Here is an 18,734-nt window from a genome sequence, read left to right as displayed (position 1 = left end):
ACCCAGTCAAGTCTCAGGCATGGGCATCAGACACGTCTTTTCACATACACACGCACGAAACTAAATTTGCACTTGTAAATCCATATTTAAACTTGTAAATCATGTCATCAATCAACACAAACGCAACTGTCACCCTGACTGTCAACGGCAAACAGGCGCAGGATATGCTGGACAACCTCACAAAGAAATCAAAAGACCTGGAACATGCTATCGAGAACGCAGCCAAAGCGGGTAACAAAGTAGAACTCAAACGGCTTCAGAAAGAACTGAAGCAGACCAACCGCCAGATAGCTCAGATAGAGAGTGCAACTGCCGGCGTGGAGAAGGTCCTGAAGAACCTCGACAAAGCTACACCCAAGGAACTTAACAAGACACTAGCCACTCTCAAGAAGCAGCTCAACGGTATCGAACGAGGTACAGAGCAGTGGCACCGGCAGGCGGAAGCCATCAAACGGGTGAAAGCGGAACTCGCCAAGGTCAACACCGAGCTGACCGTTGGCGAGGGATTCTGGGACCGCTTCAACCGTAAGATGAACGACTGGCAGACCACACTCATGGGCATGATAGCTGCTGCAACAGGTATCATTATGGCCGGCCGTTCCGCTGTGAAAGCCTATGCGGACATCGACGCAGAGATGGCTAATGTCCGCAAGTTCACGGGCATGGCCAAGGAACAAGTCGAGGACCTGAACGAGGAATTCAAGAAGATGGACACACGCTCCAGCCGTGAACAGCTGAACATCCTTGCAGAGGAAGCGGGTAAACTGGGCAAGCAGTCGAAAGAGGATATCATGGGATTCGTGAAAGCGGCTGACCAGATCAATGTCGCACTCGACGAGCTCGGCGACGGGGCCACGCTCACACTCTCCAAACTGACCAACATCTTCGGCGACGAAGAGCGTTTAGGCACAGAAAAAGCGTTGCTGTCTGTTGGTTCTGTCATCAACGAGCTCTCACAGAACTGCACCGCATCAGCTCCATACCTGGCCAACTTCGCCAAGCGTATGGCAGGCGTAGGTGCCCAGGCAGAAATGACCATCCCACAGATTATGGGTCTGGCCGCTGTCCTCGACTCTCAGGGACAGGCCGTTGAGATGTCGGCCACAGCTGTCTCGAAGCTGATCATGGACATGTTCAAGCAGCAGGATAAGATTATTAAGGCTACGGGCATGAATGCGGAGAAGTTCAAGCAGACGCTGGCCAAGGGAACAAACGAGGGCCTGCTGATGCTCCTAGACACGCTCGACAAACTGGGTAACATCGACGTTCTGGCACCCATTTTCAAGGATATGGGAGAAAACGGTGCCCGAGTTGCTCAGGTCATATCTGCGTTGGCAGGTAATTTGGATATGATTCGTTGGGAACAGTCGGAAGCAGCGAAGGCTTTCAAGGAAGCAACATCGGTCAACAAGGAATACAACGTACAGAACAATACGGTACAGGCCGGACTGGACAAGGCGCGCAAGCGTGTCAAGGAAATGGCCATCGAGCTGGGTGAAAAGCTACAGCCCGTCATGCGTCACGTTCTGAGCAGCACAACACTCATGCTAAAAGTCCTCTCAACGCTGGTGGACTTCATCCTGAAATACAAAGGTACACTCATCACCTTGACAGCAGCAGTTGTCGGCTACTATACCGCCGTCAAGCTGCAACATCTGTGGTCACTCCGTTACATTGCCGTCGCCAAGCTGAAGGCTGCAGCGATAGCCATCGAAAACACGGCATTGGCAGCCTCTATCCTCAAACACAAGGTACTAAGAGGGGAAATCACAGCCGCTGCAGCAGCACAAACTTTCTTTAACAAGGTGCTGAAGATGACCCCCCTGGGTGTGGCCATCACGGCTATGACTCTCCTGATTGGGTTGTACGTGAAATTTGCCAAATCAAGCAGCACCGCCGCTGCAGCTCAGAAGCGCCTGAAAGATATCAATGAGGAAGCCGACCGCAACACACGCGAGGAAATCAACCGAATTGAGCAGCTAAAACGTACGATAGAAAACGAGTCTCTATCGGTCAACAAGCGCCAAAAGGCCATCGAGGAGCTGCAACAGATCATACCTGACTACCACGCGAGTATCAGCGAGGAAGGCCAGCTATATGGGCATAACATCAAAATCCTGAAAAACTACACTGAACAGCTGAAGAATTCAGCGAAAATCAAAGCCGCTTTAGACAAACTGCCCGACGCTGAGAAGCAGCGTGACGTGCATTTCAACGAGGCGCCTCATAACATTCAGGACGCCTATTTCAACGAAAAGCAGGGCCAGTCGGAATCGGAGGCCATCCGCAGCGCCAATGTAAGTCCAGCTGCCTACAGGGCATGGAAGCTGCAACAGTCCCGTCTGGACAAGACGGTGACGCAGTACAACAACATCATCGAATCCCTCACAGCGGACAATCAGCGCCTGGCAGACGAAGCAGAGAAGTTAGCAAAGGCCGAAGACCCAAAGAAGACCCCAACACCACCTCCCACTGACAACAGCAAAAAACAGGAGCGCTTCAAGGAGGAAAAGGACTGGAAAGCCAAGGAAGAAGCCCTCAATCGAATCAGTTATGCCACCGGTCAGCAGAACTACGAACAGTACCAGAAGCGCATTCTGGAAATCGAAATCGAATACCAGACGAAGATTCTACAGCACAGCGACCTCACGGAAATAGAAAAGCTGGAGGCTCAGGCAGCATATGCAGAGGCTGAAAAGAAGCAATCGGAGCAGCATACAAAAATCACTGTGGAACAGGAGACACAGCTTTACAACGAAGCAATGTCCATCCAGAAGCAACGCTATATCGATGGGAAGATAGACCAGGAGATTTACCAGCAGTCAATGGAGCTCTTGGAATTGAATCACCTGAAACGCATGACGTCGATCTATGAAGAGGGCACGACTGAATACACGCAGGCGCAGACCCGATATCAGGACAAACTCATTGCCGACCAGAAGCGACGCCAACAGGAGACGGAAGCCGCCCAGAAGAAGCATCAGGACCAACTGAAGAAAATCAAGGAGGAATTCTTCGGGGACAATCGCTCAGAGCGGACAAGTAAATATATGACCGACCTGGAAGCACTCAAAGTAGTCTATGACCTGGAGATAAAAGCAGCCGACAACAACGCCAAGGAGAAGCTCCGCATCGAGGAGGACTACCAGAAAGCGAAAAAGGCCCTGCGAAAGAAATACGGCATCGACGAACTCGACGATAACAGGTCATTCCTCGAAGAATGGACCAGCGCCACTCAGGAGTGGCTGCAATCAGATATGGGGAAGGCGGTCACAGGCTCCCTGGATGTCATCAGCTCAGGCATGAGCAGCATCTTCCAACAGATGTCTTCGCTCATTCAAGCAGAAGCAGACATTCAGATTTCTGCCATCGAAAAACGATACCAGACGGAGATATCCAATGCCGAGGGTAACAACTACATCGTGAAGAAACTGGAGAAGCAGAAGGAACAGGAGGTGGCCAAGGTCAAGTCCGACGCGAACAAGAAAATGTTCAAGATGCAGGTGATGCAGGCCATCGCACAGACAGCTACTTCGGCGATCAACGCCTATAGTTCTGCCGCAGCAGTGCCACTGATTGGTTATATCCTGGCACCAATAGCAGCAGCTTCGGCAGTAGCTGCTGGTATGCTTCAAGTAGCTGCTATCAAGAAGCAGCAGGAAGCATCCGCCGCTCAGGGGTATGCCAAAGGTGGTTTTACCGGTGAAGGAGGTAAATATGAGGTGGCCGGCATCGTACATAAAGGGGAGTGGGTGGCCAGTCAGGAGTTACTGCAGTCGCCCGTTGCCCGCCCGATGATTGAGGCTTTGGACTATGCCCAGCGAACGAACACCATCGGTTCATTACGCTCGGATGACGTTTCACGAAGTATCGTGGCTCCGAGCGTGTACGCACAGTCCGCACCATCATCGCCGACAGTTATCCTGCAGCCAGCCCAACAGCAGTCAGAACAGTCTGATAAGCTGATGAAGGAGTATGCCGATATCATGCGCCAGCTGAAGGATCGTCTCAGCGAACCTTTTGTGACAGTCAACACCGTCACTGGCGACACAGGCATCAAAAAGGCCCAGGACGAATACGACCAGCTCATCCGTAACAAATCTCCCAAAAGTCGCAGGAAATAAAACATAAGCATTTCAATATGGAAATCATTATCAACGGCAAGATTGCCTATCTCAAAAAGAACACATCGTTTGAATATATCGCAGAGAACCCCTTGTTTACAGGCTCTGACAGCTACACACTTACCATCACTTTCCCGCTGAAAGGATGCCCGCAGAACATTGATATCTTCGGGCACCTCTATCGTCAGGACGTTTTGAAGAACAAAGTTGTATTTGACTGTGAAATCCGTGATAAACAGTTTTACAAAGCTGGCTGCATCACCATCACACAGATATCAGAGGTGGAAGTTAAGACACAGTTCCTGGAGGGCCGAAGCGAACAGAACTTCAACGATACTTTTGACAATATCTACTTGAACCAGCTCGATCTCGGCACCCCATCTGACCGGAGTGCCGAGAATTACGACATCTCCACTGCATGGGAAGCGAGCTATCCATTGGTTGATTATGTTGCTCTGCCATGGGTGAACAACACATCAGGCAATCTTCAAAACGCCGTGACAAAAGCATCGAACGGCAGTTTTCAATGGGATAGCAAGCTCACTAATCTCTCATTCCAGCCGTATCTGCTATACATTCTGAAGAAGATATGCAGCGCCATAAAGTATTCTGGTAGTTTCAACGCCATCAACAACAGTTATTGGAAGTACCTTATTATCTGCAACACGCTCCCTGCAGCATGGTCGTTAGCTAACTTTGCTGATGCCATGCCACACTGGTCGCTCACTGAATTCTTCGAGCAATTGGAACTGCTGATGGGTGGTGAGTTCACCATCAACCATAAGAACCGCACAATCAGGTTTGACTTCTCGCACAAGATAGCTCATAACATCAAATCGATGAAAATTGACCGTATCGTCAGCAAGTACTCTGTGGACGTGGCTCAGGAGGACAAATCGGACTACATCGCTTCGAAAAACATTTCCTATGCTGACAATGACAACCGTCTTTGGTCGTATCGCAGCTGCCAGTGGTACATCGCTAAGAACAAAGACAGCGCCTTAAAATATAGCACGCTTACAGCATTACTCAACTATGCCAAAACACTTAAGGAAAGCGGTATTTACATCACAGATGGAGGTTCACATAAGCGTTATTCACGAGGCTATCCGGCTGGTTCCGATGGTAACAAGATCTTCTATGCCAAGGACGTAGATACCTATTTTATTATGTACTGCTACAAGTCAGTGTTATACGAAACAACACATATCGGTGACCAGGATTATCATTGGTATAAATACTACAACCGTCTGATGCCAGTTAACCAGTTTGGTAAGTTATTCGTTAGTAAGAATGCAGAAGAAGTGGAATTGCAAATGGTGCCTGCCTGGATTGATGAAACAGACGAGTCTTTAGGCCCGTGCTTATTTCTGGAATGTGGCGACCTGGGAAACGCTACGACATGGAACGAGGATACCACTGGAGGTGGTTCCGTCGATACTGGCGATGGCAGCCGGATGGGAGGGCAGCGAACACGAGGTTTTACTGGAAGTCGAGACGATGATAGGCAAGGCGATACAGAAACAGAATATGGCGACGGCGCTTTAGCGCAGAGTATGGCCGGAAAGACCATAGAAAAAGGGGATCAGGAAAAGGCAGAGGCTTATTTCGACAAGCTATATGTGGCCTTCTGGGACGGTAATATCCGCAACACAGGAAAGTTGCCGCGTCCGATAGTAGATAGGGTAGAGATAGACGATGACTTTACTGCAGTAAAGCCCCCGTACTCACTGCGCCTGGAGCCCAAGAAAGGTCTCGACTCGCAGAATATCCCATATCAATATACCTACACTATCGACAACAGGAAGAAGTACAGCTTTTCTTTCCTTTCTGACGATATTCCCAATCCGCGTGCCGTCTTCTACATTGAAGGCAGCCGCTATATCTGTGAGAAAATAACAGCGACTTTCCATGAATCAACAGGAAAGTCGCAGTTACTCAAAGGTACATTCTATCGAATTATCTGAGTGTAGGGAGAATCTCGTTGACACTATCCTCTACATTCTTCTTCAGAATCTTAGCATAGATCTGAGTCGTTGCAATGTTCTTGTGTCCGAGCATTCTCTTTACTTTCTCAATGGGGATGCCATAAGTAAGCATAAGCGTAGCAAACGAGTGGCGACCGATATGACAGGTTACTTCGTTTCTAATATCCAATGTATCTTGGATGAGATGCAAATAATCATTCAACTTCTGATTGCTGATAATTGGCAACTTGAAGTCGTATTTTTCAAGCACGGCCAAAGCAGGTGGTAGGATAGGAGTGAAGAAGTTCGAACCGGTCTTCAGACGTGCACCGTCGATATAATAATAATCATCATGCAATTCTGTCATCGTTTTGAAGTTAAACAAGCACATGTCGCAATAAGCAAGTCCAGTATATGCCATGAAGACGAACAAATCTCTTGCGCGGTCTTTACGGCCATAGAACTCTGCATCACGAATCTTGATGATTTCATTCTCAGTAAGTGGATGACGCTCCTTATTTGTGCCCTTTGGAAACTTTACATGGTCATAAGGGTCAATTGAAATAATCTCCTGCTGCCAAAGAATCTTTGTGTACTTGCGTACCTTCTTATGATAGCCATTAATAGTATAATCAGTTCTGGTGTTTGGCTTTCTAAGCCAAGCATCATAAGCTCGGACATTGGCAGGTGTTAGATCTGCTAATGTATTGAGTAATCCAGACTCTTCAACACTTTTTAAAACGACCTTGATATCCTTAATAGAGTTCTGAGCCAGATTCTCTTGCTCCATATGTTTACGACAAAACTCCACGAAGCTCTGTCGCAAATCATTGCCATTGAAGAGCACTTTATCTTGATTATGTCCCAGTTGCTCAAACTCTACATAGCGGTTGAAGTTGGATATTGTCATATCCTCCTTCAATAGTTCCATGGCTTTAATAACCTGTTCGTAGTGCTCCACCTTTGAGGTGATGCTGCGAGAGTTTGATACAGACATCCAATTCTCAGGTGATGCTGTACCAACAGTGATCCACTTGCGTTCACCTTCTTTCAGGTAAACACACAGTTCAATCTTACCAGTTCCTGTCTTGGCCGAGGCCTTCTTGCGGTCAAAGACCACTCTTACATGTTGTTTCATAATTTTGTTTTTTTGTGCAGCCACCGGAAGACTGGTAACAAAACTTTAGGTCAGTGGTAACAAGCGGTAACAAGCGGTAACAAATCCGCTCGTGGCCGGTAACAAAACTGGTAACAAAAAAATGTCCAGGTATGTCCAAGCCGTTCCAGTTAATTCCAAGTCTGTCCAAATGGACTGCGGGGTTCAACAATAACTTAAAATTATCGAACTGGCTTATCATAAGTAGGAGTTGGGGCATAAGTGCCTGGTTCCTAAACAAAAAGAGCAGACTTCAAAAGTCTGCTTCTTTTTTCTTCACTTGTACACCCGCAGAGGCTCGAACTCTGGACACCCTGATTAAGAGTCAGGTGCTCTACCAACTGAGCTACGGGTGCATCATTTTGGTGGCTTTTTAGGGCCTATTTTCTTGCAAAAAGTACACCCGCAGAGGCTCGAACTCTGGACACCCTGATTAAGAGTCAGGTGCTCTACCAACTGAGCTACGGGTGCATCATTTTTCGCTTTGTATCAGCTCTCTTGCTGAATTGCGGGTGCAAAGGTACGACTATTTTTTTAAACCACCAAACTTTTTCGCGATTTTCTTTCAAAAAACTCAAAAAAAGCCTAGAAATCGCGTGTATTCATGAATCCTTCGAGGTTTTCATACCTTCTTTTCATCATTCTGGTGTAAATATTGCGAATCCAAATGGGGTGGGTAATAATGAATGCAACACCTATTACACACATAACTATATAGGTATAGGTAAGACCCACCAACAGGTATCCGAGACCAGTAATGAGCACAGGACCAAAAAGTGCAAACAACTCGATGACCAACTGCATACCATTTTCGAAGTTACCCTTAGCTGTTACCTTGAGTTGCAAGGGCAAGGTCTGCTTGTTGTAAACCGCCAGCTGGAAGATGACGAAATGCAGGAATCCGGCCGTAAGCAACATGTAAGCAAACAGCATCAGTATGGTGTACTTGCCAGTGAACACGGCAGGCAGCATGATAACAAATGGAATAATGAGCACAGCGCTATAAAAAATGAACTTGGCACGCAGCAGGGCGATGATGTTTTCGCGGTGCATCATCAGCAGCTCGATATAGTTGCCTTCCTGACCCATAATCTTAATTAGGGCAGTTACGCCATAAAGGGCAAAGCAGTACAGGCACCAGAAGTTCTGCATCAGCTCGCTGTCGTAAATAGTGGTATAAGCCACCAGCAGCGAGAAAGCAATCACGGCACACAGACTATAGATACAGCGTGTACGCATGGTTTTATTGCGGATGTTCGACTTAAGCTCGATTTTGAGATATTCACCAACCAATCCGAAGCGATTAAAGAATGCGAACTCTGACACATGCTTGAGTGCACGCTCGGTTTTCTTCGAGATTTCCTCGTACACAAAGATAAACTGCATGTGGCGGTTTACAAAGAACAAACCGCAGATAACCAGCAGAACGATAGGCAGGGCATACCACGACAAACCTTGAGCAATAATCATATCTACCATTTTATCGAAGGTGTCGGCCTTTGGCGACAGCATCAGCGGTGTAAATGGCAGAGCGTAGAACACCAAACCAGGAATAAGCCACAGCACGCTGCGGTTAATCAGTGTACGGAAGAACAGATAAATCTGACTGTTCAGAACCATGAGCAGTTCGCAGGTTACCAATTCGAGCAGTACCAGAACGAAGCTCTCGCCAGCAAACAGCTGGATGATAGAGTAGGGCACAAACATGCAAAGCCACAACAGATTGTAGCCACTCACGTGCTCGCCAATCAAGAAACACTCGATAGCGGTATAGCGCGAAATGGGCTGCAGAATGTAGGGTTTAACCATCATGCCAGGTGTGGTTTGCACGATGAAACGCAGCAGGAAATCGATGGCCATATAAAAAGGCGCAAACGCCAGCATCATGCCAGCCTCACCTTTGGCAGCCATACCCACTATGCAACCATACATAATAAGGTAAAGGGCAAACATGCCAGCACCTAAATAAATAAGTAGCTTGGCCCACTTGTTCTGCTCGAAGGCAGGACTACGTTTATAACTCAGGTTAGTGTTCTTACGAAGCAGTCGGTACAGTTGAAATTTGTTCATTGTTTAAGTTTTGTTTTTTATCTAAGATCGATGATTTCGGCTTTGGGGAAGTCTTTTGAGTTGAAACGGAACTGACCGTCGCCCAGCTTCTCCTTCTTAATGTTGCTGATATCGAAGGTGGTCCACTTCTTACCCTGCAGCATTTTTACCTGCTTGGGCTGATAGTTCTTCTTATCAACGGTAACAAACAGTTCCTTGATTTTGCGCTCACCGCTGTTGGCCAGCAGATGCACCACATAATCCTTACCAGCTGTGTTGATGGTGTAGTTATAACCACGCTTGTACAGATTGATAAAGTTGTAGGGATTAATGGCCTGCAACTGCGCCTCGGTAGGATTGCTCACGTTCACCTCGTCGTTATTCTTCATGTAGGTCCACTGTGTTTTACCATCGAACCATACGGTGGCCTGAGGTGTGGTGGCATAGAATTTCTTACCTTTGATGGCGATGGAACCACTGGTACTGCCACTGGTGGCGCTCATCTTAAAATTAGCTTTTACGCCCTGGGGGGCAGTGATAGTGGCAGCAGCCTTATCCAATACGCTCTTTGCTGTCTGCGCATAGCCTCCTACGGCCAGCAGCGCAGCAACCAGCATCATGCTTAATCGTTTCATTTTTATCGTAAACTATTTAAAAGATTATTCAAACTATTCTCATCCTGAATCAGTACCTCGCGAGGTTTCGAACCCATTGCAGCACCAACCACACCAGCTTTCTCGAGCTGGTCCATCAGTCGGCCTGCACGGTTGTAACCGATAGCGAACTTACGCTGTATGAGTGATGTAGAACCGCTCTGGTTCATAACAATCAATCGGGCTGCATCATCGAACAGCGGATCGAGATGAGCCATATCCACATCTCTATCGCCACCATCACCCATATCGGCATCGGGCATATCAGGCTCGGGCAACTCGAATGGTGCACCGTAGCTCTGCTGCTCGCTGATGTACTCGTTGATACGCTCAACCTCGGGCGTATCCACAAAGGCACACTGTACACGCTCGGGCTCTGAGCCGCCTACCAGCGCCAGCATATCACCACGACCAATCAGCTGCTGAGCACCTGTACGGTCGAGAATGGTCTTTGAGTCGATACCAGCCGAAACCTTAAAGGCGATACGACTTGGGAAGTTGGCCTTGATGGTACCGGTAATGATATTGGTTGTTGGGCGCTGGGTAGCGATAATCATGTGGATACCCACGGCACGTGCCAACTGGGCGATACGTGCGATAGGCAGCTCAACCTCCTTACCGGCAGTCATAATCAGATCACCGAACTCATCGATTACCACCACAATGTATGGCAGGAAACGGTGACCGTTATTAGGATTCAGCTGGCGGGCTGTAAACTTCTGGTTGTACTCCTTGATATTATGTGCACGGGCCACCTTCAGCAGGTCGTAACGTGTATCCATCTCCTTACACAGCGAGTTCAAGGTACGCACCACCTTGGTTACGTCGGTAATAATCGGATCGGCCTCTTCGTCGGGCACCTGAGCCAGGAAGTGGTTGCAGATAGGTTCGTAGAAACTGAACTCTACCTTCTTGGGGTCAACCAGCACAATCTTCAGCTCGGCTGGGTGCTTCTTATATAATAAAGAGGTAATGATGGCGTTCAAACCAACCGACTTACCCTGACCGGTAGCACCAGCCACCAGCAAGTGTGGTGCCTTGGCCAAATCGAACATAAACACCTCGTTGGTAATCGTTTTACCGATAGCACAAGGCAGCTCCATCTTCGACTCCTGGAACTTCTTTGAGTTCAGGATCGACTCCATCGATACGGTTGACGGCTTGGCATTTGGCACCTCGATACCCACCGTACCCTTACCAGGCATTGGGGCGATGATACGGATACCGAGTGCAGCCAGACTCAGGGCGATATCATCCTCAAGGTTCTTCACCTTCTGGATACGTACGCCTTGTGCCAGTGTAATCTCGTAAAGTGTGATGGTAGGACCAACGGTAGCCTTAATGCTGCTGATTTCAACACCAAAGGTGCGCAGCACATCCACGATACGGTTCTTGTTGGCATTCTGCTCAGCCATATCGATATAGGGCTTACCATCGTTATCGTATTTCTTCAGCAGGTCGAGGGTAGGGTACTTATAGTGCTCCAGATCGCGCTTGGGATCGTAAGGCTCGTTGCTCTCCACAGCATCAGCCACGGTCTTAGCGTTAGCAGTCTCGGTGTCGCCCTTGGCCTCTTCAACCACCATTTCAATCTCGCTGCCAGTAGCTTCGGGCTGCTTAGGCTCGGGCTTGACAGGCTTAGGCATCGGACCTTCCTTAATGTTGATATTCTCGTTCTGGTAGCCCTCGTCGATAACTACTGCACCGCCATCGTTGTCGAATATCACCTCCTGCTTGGCAGGGTCGTCGAACACCAGTGTCTCGGCTTCCTCGTCCTCATATTCATTAGTATCCGTCTGGTCACCACCCTTGTTAACGGTAAACTTTACCTTATTATAATAGATGGCGGGGTTAAGCAGCTTGCGGATAAAGATAATTGTAGCGGCACTAAAGTAGGTGAGGAATGCCACAGCCACTAGAATAAGCAAGGCTGTGAGACCAGGTGCACCCACCAAGTTGCCAATAAAGCTGCTGATATACAAACCGTGATCGCCACCAGGATTGAAGCTGGCGTTGGCAAACAACGGCTCCAGGAATGTGGCCAGTGCAACCGATGCCCAAATCATAAGCAGCATCGACGCGAGTGCCCACTTAAGCAGGTTTACACGATAGGCCTTCATCAGGTGTATGGCCACCACGAACAGCAGTACCGGTATCAGGAATGCCGGCAAGCCAAAGCAATGCTTAATAAAGAACCACGACGCATAAGCACCCAACGAGCCACAGGTGTTGGCAAACTCATGGTGTTCGTTCATCACCTCACCGGCACGCGGCTCCTCTATCAGGGTTTGGTCGGCCGCACCCGTTGTAAAGTACGACACGAATGCGAAACACAGGTAGATAGAAATACCAAATATAATGGCACCGAGAATAAAGCTCAAGCGCTCTTTATTTTCGTTGTTTGAGTTCTTTTTCTTTCCTTTCTTCATATAGTTTATGATATTTTCGTGCAAAAGTAGCTAAAATCGCTCATATTTCATCATAAATCGGGATTTTTTTTATAATTTTGCACGCAGAAATGAAAAAGTTAATACAAAACAAGGTAGATAAGAAGGCAATTTCGCAATTTCCACGTGCCTGTTTCGACGGAAAGATCGTGGTAGTGGTGTCGCAAGCCGAAGCCGAGCGGGCAGTTGATTACCTGCTGGCTCAACCCGTGCTTGGGTTCGATACCGAAACACGCCCCAGCTTTAAAAAGGGCGTACACCACAAGTGCTCGTTGCTGCAGGTATCCACCGAGAACTGCTGCTTCCTGTTCCGTTTGAATCACATTGGTCTTTGCCCTGCCGTTAAGCGCTTGTTGGCCGACAACACCGTAACCAAGGTGGGCCTGGCATGGCGAAACGATGCATTGGGCTTGCACCAGTTAGGCGAGTTTGAGATGGGCGAGTTTGTAGATTTGCAGGATATGGCCCGCAAGATGGGCATCGAGGATCAGAGTCTGGCTAAGCTCTACGCCAACGTATTTGGCGAGCGCATCAGCAAACGCGAGCAGCTAACCAACTGGGAGCGCGACGTGCTCGACGACCATCAGAAGCGCTATGCAGCCACCGATGCGTGGGCCTGCGTACAGCTTTACAACGAGTTTAAAAGAATGATTGAAAATAATGATTATCAACTGGTTATCGTTCCAGAAATAACAACTAAGAATAATGAAGAAACTATATCTTAAGCGAGGTAAGGAAGAGAGTTTACTGCGTTTCCATCCATGGGTATTCTCGGGTGCCATTGCACAGGCCGACGACAATTTGAAGGATGGCGACCTGGTACGCGTATTAACCAATCATGGCGATTTCATCGCTGTGGGTCACTTCCAGATGGGCTCTATCGCCGTACGTATCCTCTCGTTCCGCGATGTTGATATCGATGCTGATTTCTGGGCATCACGACTGGCCTCGGCACTTAAAGTGCGCCAATCCATCGGCATTGCCGACAATCCCAAGAACAACACCTACCGTCTGGTACACGGTGAGGGTGATAACCTGCCCGGACTGATTATCGACGTTTACGACCGCACCGCCGTGATGCAGGCTCACAGTATTGGCATGCACCTGCAGCGCAAGCAGATAGCCGAGCAGCTGGTAAAGGTAATGGGTAGTCGTATTGATAATGTATATTACAAGAGCGAAACCACACTGCCGTTTATGGACGACATGGAGAACGGCTTTGTATATGGCGGCAGCGAGGATAATGTGGCACTCGAGAATGGCTTGAAGTTCTATGTAGATTGGCTGCGCGGACAGAAAACCGGATTCTTCGTGGATCAGCGCGATAACCGTTCGCTGCTCGAGCGTTATTCGGCCGGCAAGAGCGTGCTTAACATGTTCTGCTACACCGGTGGATTCTCGGTTTACGCCATGCGCGGCGGCGCCAAGCTGGTACACTCGGTAGATAGCAGCGCTAAGGCCATCGAGCTTACCAACCGCAATGTAGCCCTGAACTTTGAGGGCGACAACCGCCACGAGGCCTTCTGCGAAGATGCCTTTAAGTATCTTGAGCAGGCAGGTAACAATTACGATCTGATTATTCTCGACCCTCCTGCATTTGCCAAGCACCGTGGTGCCCTGCATAATGCATTGAAGGGCTACACCCGCCTGAACAACAAGGCTTTCCAGAAGATTCAGCCAGGCGGCATACTCTTTACATTCAGTTGCTCGCAGGTAGTTACTAAAGATAACTTCCGCAATGCTGTGTTCACAGCAGCAGCTCAGGCTGGTCGCAAGGTGCGCATTCTGCACCAGCTGCACCAGCCAGCCGACCATCCTATTAACATCTATCACCCCGAGGGCGAATATCTGAAAGGCCTGGTGTTGTATGTTGAATAAGGTTAGAAAGTTTATTGAGCGCGAGAAGCTTCTTTATCGCTTCGATCTGCACTTGGTGGGCCTGAGCGGTGGAGCCGACTCGGTAGCCTTGCTCTTGATTTTAAAGGATTTGGGCTATAGAATCGAGGCTGCACATTGTAATTTCCGTTTACGTGGCGAAGAGAGCGATCGCGACGAGCAGTTTGTACGTAACCTTTGCAAGCAGCACGATATTCCGCTTCACGTAATTCATTTCGACACAAAAGAATACGCAGCACTACATAAAGTAAGTATTGAGATGGCTGCACGCGATTTGCGCTACGGCTATTTCCGTCAGCTTTGTCAGGATATCGGAGCTAACGACGTGTGCATCGCCCATCATCGCGACGATGCTGTTGAGACGCTGATGATGAACCTGGCACGTGGTGCCGGCATACATGGGCTTACAGGCATACGTCCTAAGAACGATATCGTGCGCCGTCCGTTATTGTGTATTAATCGACAGGATATCCTACAATATCTCGATTCCATCGGACAAGCCTTCGTTACCGATTCAAGCAATCTCGAGGCCGACGTGCTGCGTAACAAAATTCGTCTTATGGTGTTGCCGCTTCTCGAAGAAATCGCCCCTGGCGCTATGGCCAACATCTATAAAACCGCCAATTACCTGCGCGAGGCCGAGGAGGTATATAATAAGCAAATAAAAGATTATATTGATAACTTTATAACTGATAATAAGTTCTACAAAGATTCAGACATAACACCGTCGATGCCGTCGATACTTCACGAGTGGCTGTCGCCATTGGGCTTTAACTCTACGCAAACCGAACAGATACTTGATTGCATGAACGAGACTGGGCGTGAATTTCTTTCGGCAACACATAGGTTAGTGGTTGATCGCGAATTCTTTGAGGTTGAGCCTATTGAAGAGCCGATTAAACCGCTTAAAATACCCGAGACAGGTACCTATCGCGACGAAGCCCAAACGGCCTTTAAGTTCGAGATAACCACCGATACCACCGTATCGCGTGAGCCCTATGTGGCTACGCTCGATGCCGATAAGGTGCAGTTCCCGCTCACGGTGCGCCTTGTAGAGCAGGGCGACAGATTCGTACCTTTTGGTATGAAAGGCAGCAAACTGGTGAGCGACTATCTTACCGACCAGAAGGTCAGTATCTTGGATAAGCGCCACCAGGAGGTAGTAACCGATGCCACAGGCGCCATTGTGTGGCTAATTGGTCGCCGCACCGATAACCGTTTTCGTGTAAGCAACGATACCAGCAAGGTTCTACGTATAACAATAAATAAAGTAAACTAGGCATGAAAAAGTTAGTTATCTTTTTAGTAATCATTGGTGCCATTGCCTTAGGCTTGATGGTCACCACGCCCGATCGCCAGCAGCATGTTGATACCATAAAATCGGTTGTTAAGGGTGCTGTTAGTGCCGAATTGCGCGAAAACAACATCGATGGTCCGTTAGGCTCGATAGCCTCGGTAGCCGCCACCACAGCCGTTGATCAGTTCCTGAACACCAGTTTCCTGGTTCGCGACCACCGCTTCTACAGTCTTGGCTTTGTAGATTACGAAGGCGAGTTTATCATGGTATCCGTAGGCGTGTTTAACCACGTTTACACCCTCGACGAGGACCAAGCCCGCCAGCTTATCAAAAAGAAACTTGAGGAAATAAATCCTTTAGACTTTCTGAAGAAAGAATGAAAGATTGAAAGAATGAAAGAATAAAAAGAGAGGCCAGCGGTAATGTTGCTGACCTCTCTCTTCGTTTAATCACCGTACGACTCATCGTCGCCATCGGTGTTGCCACCAGTATTGGTGCTGCCGCCACCTGATGTGTTGCTACCGTTCTCCTGATTCTCGCCAGAATCATCGGTGCTGCCCGACAGCAGGTTCTTGACGTTCACAAACTCAGCCTTCTTGATGAACTCGCGGCTCGAGAGGTTGTCCTCAGCAGTCTGGTCGGGCAGGAATCGGATGTGGAGTGCCGACAGGTGCTGGTTCACATTAAAGTCCTCGGCTTTGTCGGCGCCGCCTTTGGTGCACTCACAAGTCAGATAGAAAGTGCCAAGTCCGGCCACCTTTACCTTCTTCGAGTCGAGGAGCAATTCAAGCAGACAGGTCTTGAACTTCTTGATGACGCCTTCTACCACATCCTCGGTAAATACCGATCCGTGTTCAGAGATGTGCTTAGCCATCTTTGTCAGGGTCATGGTTTCGGTACTCTTCAGTCGGGCGTACCACTTTCCGTACATCGCCGACTCTGAGTCTTTGATGTCATTCTGATAAACTTCGTAAAGAATCTTACTCATGGTATTAGATTATTAAGTGAAACATTAACAAGGTTAGGATTTTCCTACCTTTTCTGTTTACAAAGGTACGAAAAATAATTGGATTACGCAAGTTTTTTAACGCTTTTCTTTAGCTAAATATTGTTAATTAACCTATGCTTTTAAAGGCGGTCGTAATGTAAAGAAAAACGAGCCGTAATCCCGTGGCGGTTGAGGTTACGGCTCATTACGATTGAGAGGTAGTTATGCGTTTTTCTTGTGATAGTGCCCGTTCTTGATACGGTCAACAATATGATAGGTGCTAACGAACTTTCCTATATATCTTTCGGCCGATTTCCATGTAATGCCAAGGGCGGCAGCTGCCTGTTTGCAATCCTGAGTGGTAAAATCTTTACCGATAGCATCGAAAAGCGATTTTTCTGCTGCCGAAAGCGTGATGCCTGTAGCTAAACTCTTAACATCGTCGTGAGGTAGTAGATTAGCATACACATGGGTAGTGTGGTTAATCAGGCAGTTGGCAATTGTCATAGCCGTACAGAAATCGTCCTCGGCACAGACGAGTGTTTGCGACAGTGGCTCGAGTTTTGGCTGGTGGTCATTACAGCGAAGCACGGTAAGCACCATGGCCAGTCGGAACGTGGAAAGTCCAAGACGTTTCACGAATGCATCAAGTTGTTCGCCGTACAGACCGATCTGCTCAAGCAGCAGGCCAGAGAAGTATTCGTTAAAACGCTGTTGCTGTTCTACACTGAGTACGAATTGCAGCGGTTGATGACTTTGTTTCTCCAAGTCGTGATAAAGTTCAAGATATCGTTGTCCTACCTTTAAGAGTTGATCAGATATGGGCTCATCACACTGTGCAAATACATTTCGCCACTCATGCTTGCTACGAAGATTGTAAAATAGGAAACGGTTGGCCAGACCGTTCTCTACCTGTTGGGGCGATAACAGCTGCGGTATCTGACCTGGAGTACAGGTGAGGAGCGATGCCAGTCGTGGACAATTCAGGTTTACGTGCTCATCGTCTTTTCTTCTGCTATAGCTGATGGTCTCGTGATGGAACGCTTTGCGCAGTCCATCACTATAGTCGCCATAGTCTTGCTTCAAGGCTTGTGTCAGGGTGTCGGCCTCGGTTTCGAAGATGATACCCCATTCGTTGTTATCAGCCAGAGCCTGATAGGCTGCGGTGGCCGATGAATTGGCTGGGATGAACAAAGAGCGATAGACGGGTTTTTCTGGTTCCTGCTGACTGGCGCGTTGCTTCTTGTCGAGTGCTGTCCATTTTGTCAGTTCCTGCTTGTATTTCTCCAGCTCGTTGTTGTACTGCTGGCGTATTTCCCATTCTATAGGCATCAGCAGCTGGCGACAATCGGATATCACACCCTTGTCGGCTCCCGATGGTGCGTCGATGAGTGTATAGAACGGTGGGTACACGCGCTTACCATCATAGATACCGAAAACGCTTGGCATAGCACCAGAGTAAAGTGTAAGTGCTGCAAGTATCACTTTATCTCTTCCTTCAACTTCTGTTTGTGTCTCAACAGGCACACGGAGCAGGGTAGGTAGCTTGCTGTGGTTAAGTTTGTCAGAAAAAGTTTCAGTGTACTGTGTGTTGTTAGTTGAACTCAACTCTGTATTGTTTCCCTCACTTTCCTCACTTCCCTCATGGTTGAGGGTAGTTGGGGAAAAAGGATAATTATTAGAAGAATATGTATTACTACTATAAGCAGAGTGCTCTACATCTACGTGAGGGCTTGAGGGATTTGAGGGAAACTGACGGCTGATAGCGCTGAGGTCGGCGCCTGCTTGCTGTGCCATTTTGTAAAAACTTGCGATAGTAGTTCGACCGTCGTGCTTTGAGAGGCACTCCTGCCATTTCGCCTCGCAATCCTTCGCGCGGTACTTGGTGCTTTGGGCGCAGAGTTGATGGTACAACTCTCGGCCGTCAGCACCCAGACCGTCGGCTAAGGCAAATCCCAAATGCAGATAGTCGTCGTAGCTCTCAGCTATGTTGGCTCCTATTCTCAGCAATTCGTCGGTAGTTGCCTTGGCCTTTTCAAGTTCTGAATTCTGCTGGTAGTTCACATGTTCGGCTGTAGGTGCTTCGCTTGCCGAGGCCCAAGCCATGGGATCAAAAATTTTTTTGTCCATAATATTTTGTTTGTATTGTTTGTGTTA

12 protein-coding genes and 2 tRNA genes are annotated in these 18,734 nt (G+C 48.2%); 6 read left to right on the top strand and 8 right to left on the bottom strand.

Annotation, left to right across the window (positions count from 1 at the left end):
* Positions 1 to 101 precede the first annotated feature (101 nt).
* Both BLU97_RS06250 and BLU97_RS06245 read left to right on the top strand, forming a co-directional pair.
* Positions 102 to 4,124 carry a phage tail tape measure protein gene (locus tag BLU97_RS06250; RefSeq protein ID WP_074760727.1) on the top strand — a complete coding sequence of 1,341 codons (4,023 nt, stop codon included), beginning with the start codon at positions 102 to 104 and terminating at the stop codon, positions 4,122 to 4,124.
* A gap of 17 nt (positions 4,125 to 4,141) precedes the next feature.
* Positions 4,142 to 6,091, top strand: a complete 1,950-nt coding sequence (locus BLU97_RS06245) for a hypothetical protein (RefSeq protein ID WP_074760726.1) — start codon at positions 4,142 to 4,144, stop codon at positions 6,089 to 6,091.
* Here BLU97_RS06245 and BLU97_RS06240 read toward each other — a convergent pair.
* The 6 genes from BLU97_RS06240 to BLU97_RS06215 all read right to left on the bottom strand — a co-directional run bounded on the left by BLU97_RS06240 (position 6,084) and on the right by BLU97_RS06215 (position 12,378).
* Complete coding sequence (locus BLU97_RS06240) at positions 6,084 to 7,229, bottom strand: tyrosine-type recombinase/integrase (RefSeq protein ID WP_139208869.1); 1,146 nt, start codon at positions 7,227 to 7,229, stop codon at positions 6,084 to 6,086. The genes BLU97_RS06245 and BLU97_RS06240 overlap by 8 nt on opposite strands.
* A gap of 301 nt (positions 7,230 to 7,530) precedes the next feature.
* Positions 7,531 to 7,603, bottom strand: a tRNA-Lys gene (locus BLU97_RS06235).
* Between the two features lie 42 nt (positions 7,604 to 7,645).
* A tRNA-Lys gene (locus tag BLU97_RS06230) sits at positions 7,646 to 7,718 on the bottom strand.
* Between the two features lie 114 nt (positions 7,719 to 7,832).
* Positions 7,833 to 9,317 (bottom strand): DUF5687 family protein, encoded by a 1,485-nt coding sequence (locus BLU97_RS06225; RefSeq protein WP_074760725.1) that lies wholly within the window; start codon positions 9,315 to 9,317, stop codon positions 7,833 to 7,835.
* Between the two features lie 17 nt (positions 9,318 to 9,334).
* Positions 9,335 to 9,931 carry a LolA-like putative outer membrane lipoprotein chaperone gene (locus BLU97_RS06220; RefSeq protein WP_074760724.1) on the bottom strand — a complete coding sequence of 199 codons (597 nt, stop codon included), beginning with the start codon at positions 9,929 to 9,931 and terminating at the stop codon, positions 9,335 to 9,337.
* Between the two features lie 2 nt (positions 9,932 to 9,933).
* Positions 9,934 to 12,378, bottom strand: coding sequence for an FtsK/SpoIIIE family DNA translocase (locus BLU97_RS06215; protein ID WP_074760723.1), 2,445 nt, complete (start codon positions 12,376 to 12,378; stop codon positions 9,934 to 9,936).
* Positions 12,379 to 12,467: 89 nt separating this feature from the next.
* Here BLU97_RS06215 and BLU97_RS06210 point away from each other — a divergent pair, with 89 nt between their 5' ends.
* From BLU97_RS06210 to BLU97_RS06195, 4 genes are read left to right on the top strand one after another with little or no spacing between them, the layout of a single operon-like run.
* Positions 12,468 to 13,121, top strand: coding sequence for a 3'-5' exonuclease (locus BLU97_RS06210; RefSeq protein WP_074760722.1), 654 nt, complete (start codon positions 12,468 to 12,470; stop codon positions 13,119 to 13,121).
* Entirely contained in the window at positions 13,099 to 14,274 is a 1,176-nt protein-coding gene (locus BLU97_RS06205; protein ID WP_074760721.1) for a class I SAM-dependent rRNA methyltransferase, read from the top strand. Before BLU97_RS06210 ends, BLU97_RS06205 begins: the two co-directional genes overlap by 23 nt.
* Positions 14,264 to 15,571, top strand: a complete 1,308-nt coding sequence (gene tilS, locus BLU97_RS06200; RefSeq protein ID WP_074760720.1) for a tRNA lysidine(34) synthetase TilS — start codon at positions 14,264 to 14,266, stop codon at positions 15,569 to 15,571. Before BLU97_RS06205 ends, tilS begins: the two co-directional genes overlap by 11 nt.
* A gap of 2 nt (positions 15,572 to 15,573) precedes the next feature.
* Entirely contained in the window at positions 15,574 to 15,969 is a 396-nt protein-coding gene (locus BLU97_RS06195) for a hypothetical protein (protein WP_074760719.1), read from the top strand.
* 65 nt (positions 15,970 to 16,034) lie between these two features.
* Here BLU97_RS06195 and BLU97_RS06190 read toward each other — a convergent pair whose 3' ends face one another.
* Both BLU97_RS06190 and BLU97_RS06185 read right to left on the bottom strand, forming a co-directional pair.
* Positions 16,035 to 16,577 carry a hypothetical protein gene (locus BLU97_RS06190; RefSeq protein WP_074760718.1) on the bottom strand — a complete coding sequence of 181 codons (543 nt, stop codon included), beginning with the start codon at positions 16,575 to 16,577 and terminating at the stop codon, positions 16,035 to 16,037.
* Positions 16,578 to 16,799: 222 nt separating this feature from the next.
* The gene (locus tag BLU97_RS06185; protein ID WP_074760717.1) at positions 16,800 to 18,707 is read right to left on the bottom strand and encodes a DUF3987 domain-containing protein; all 1,908 of its coding nucleotides are present in this window, start codon (positions 18,705 to 18,707) and stop codon (positions 16,800 to 16,802) included.
* Between the last annotated feature and the right edge of the window lie 27 nt (positions 18,708 to 18,734).

The sequence above is a fragment of the Xylanibacter ruminicola genome (assembly GCF_900107775.1).
Classification (GTDB): domain Bacteria; phylum Bacteroidota; class Bacteroidia; order Bacteroidales; family Bacteroidaceae; genus Prevotella; species Prevotella ruminicola_C.
The sequence above is the reverse complement of the archived record's forward strand: the minus strand, read 5'-3'. Positions and strand labels throughout refer to the sequence as shown.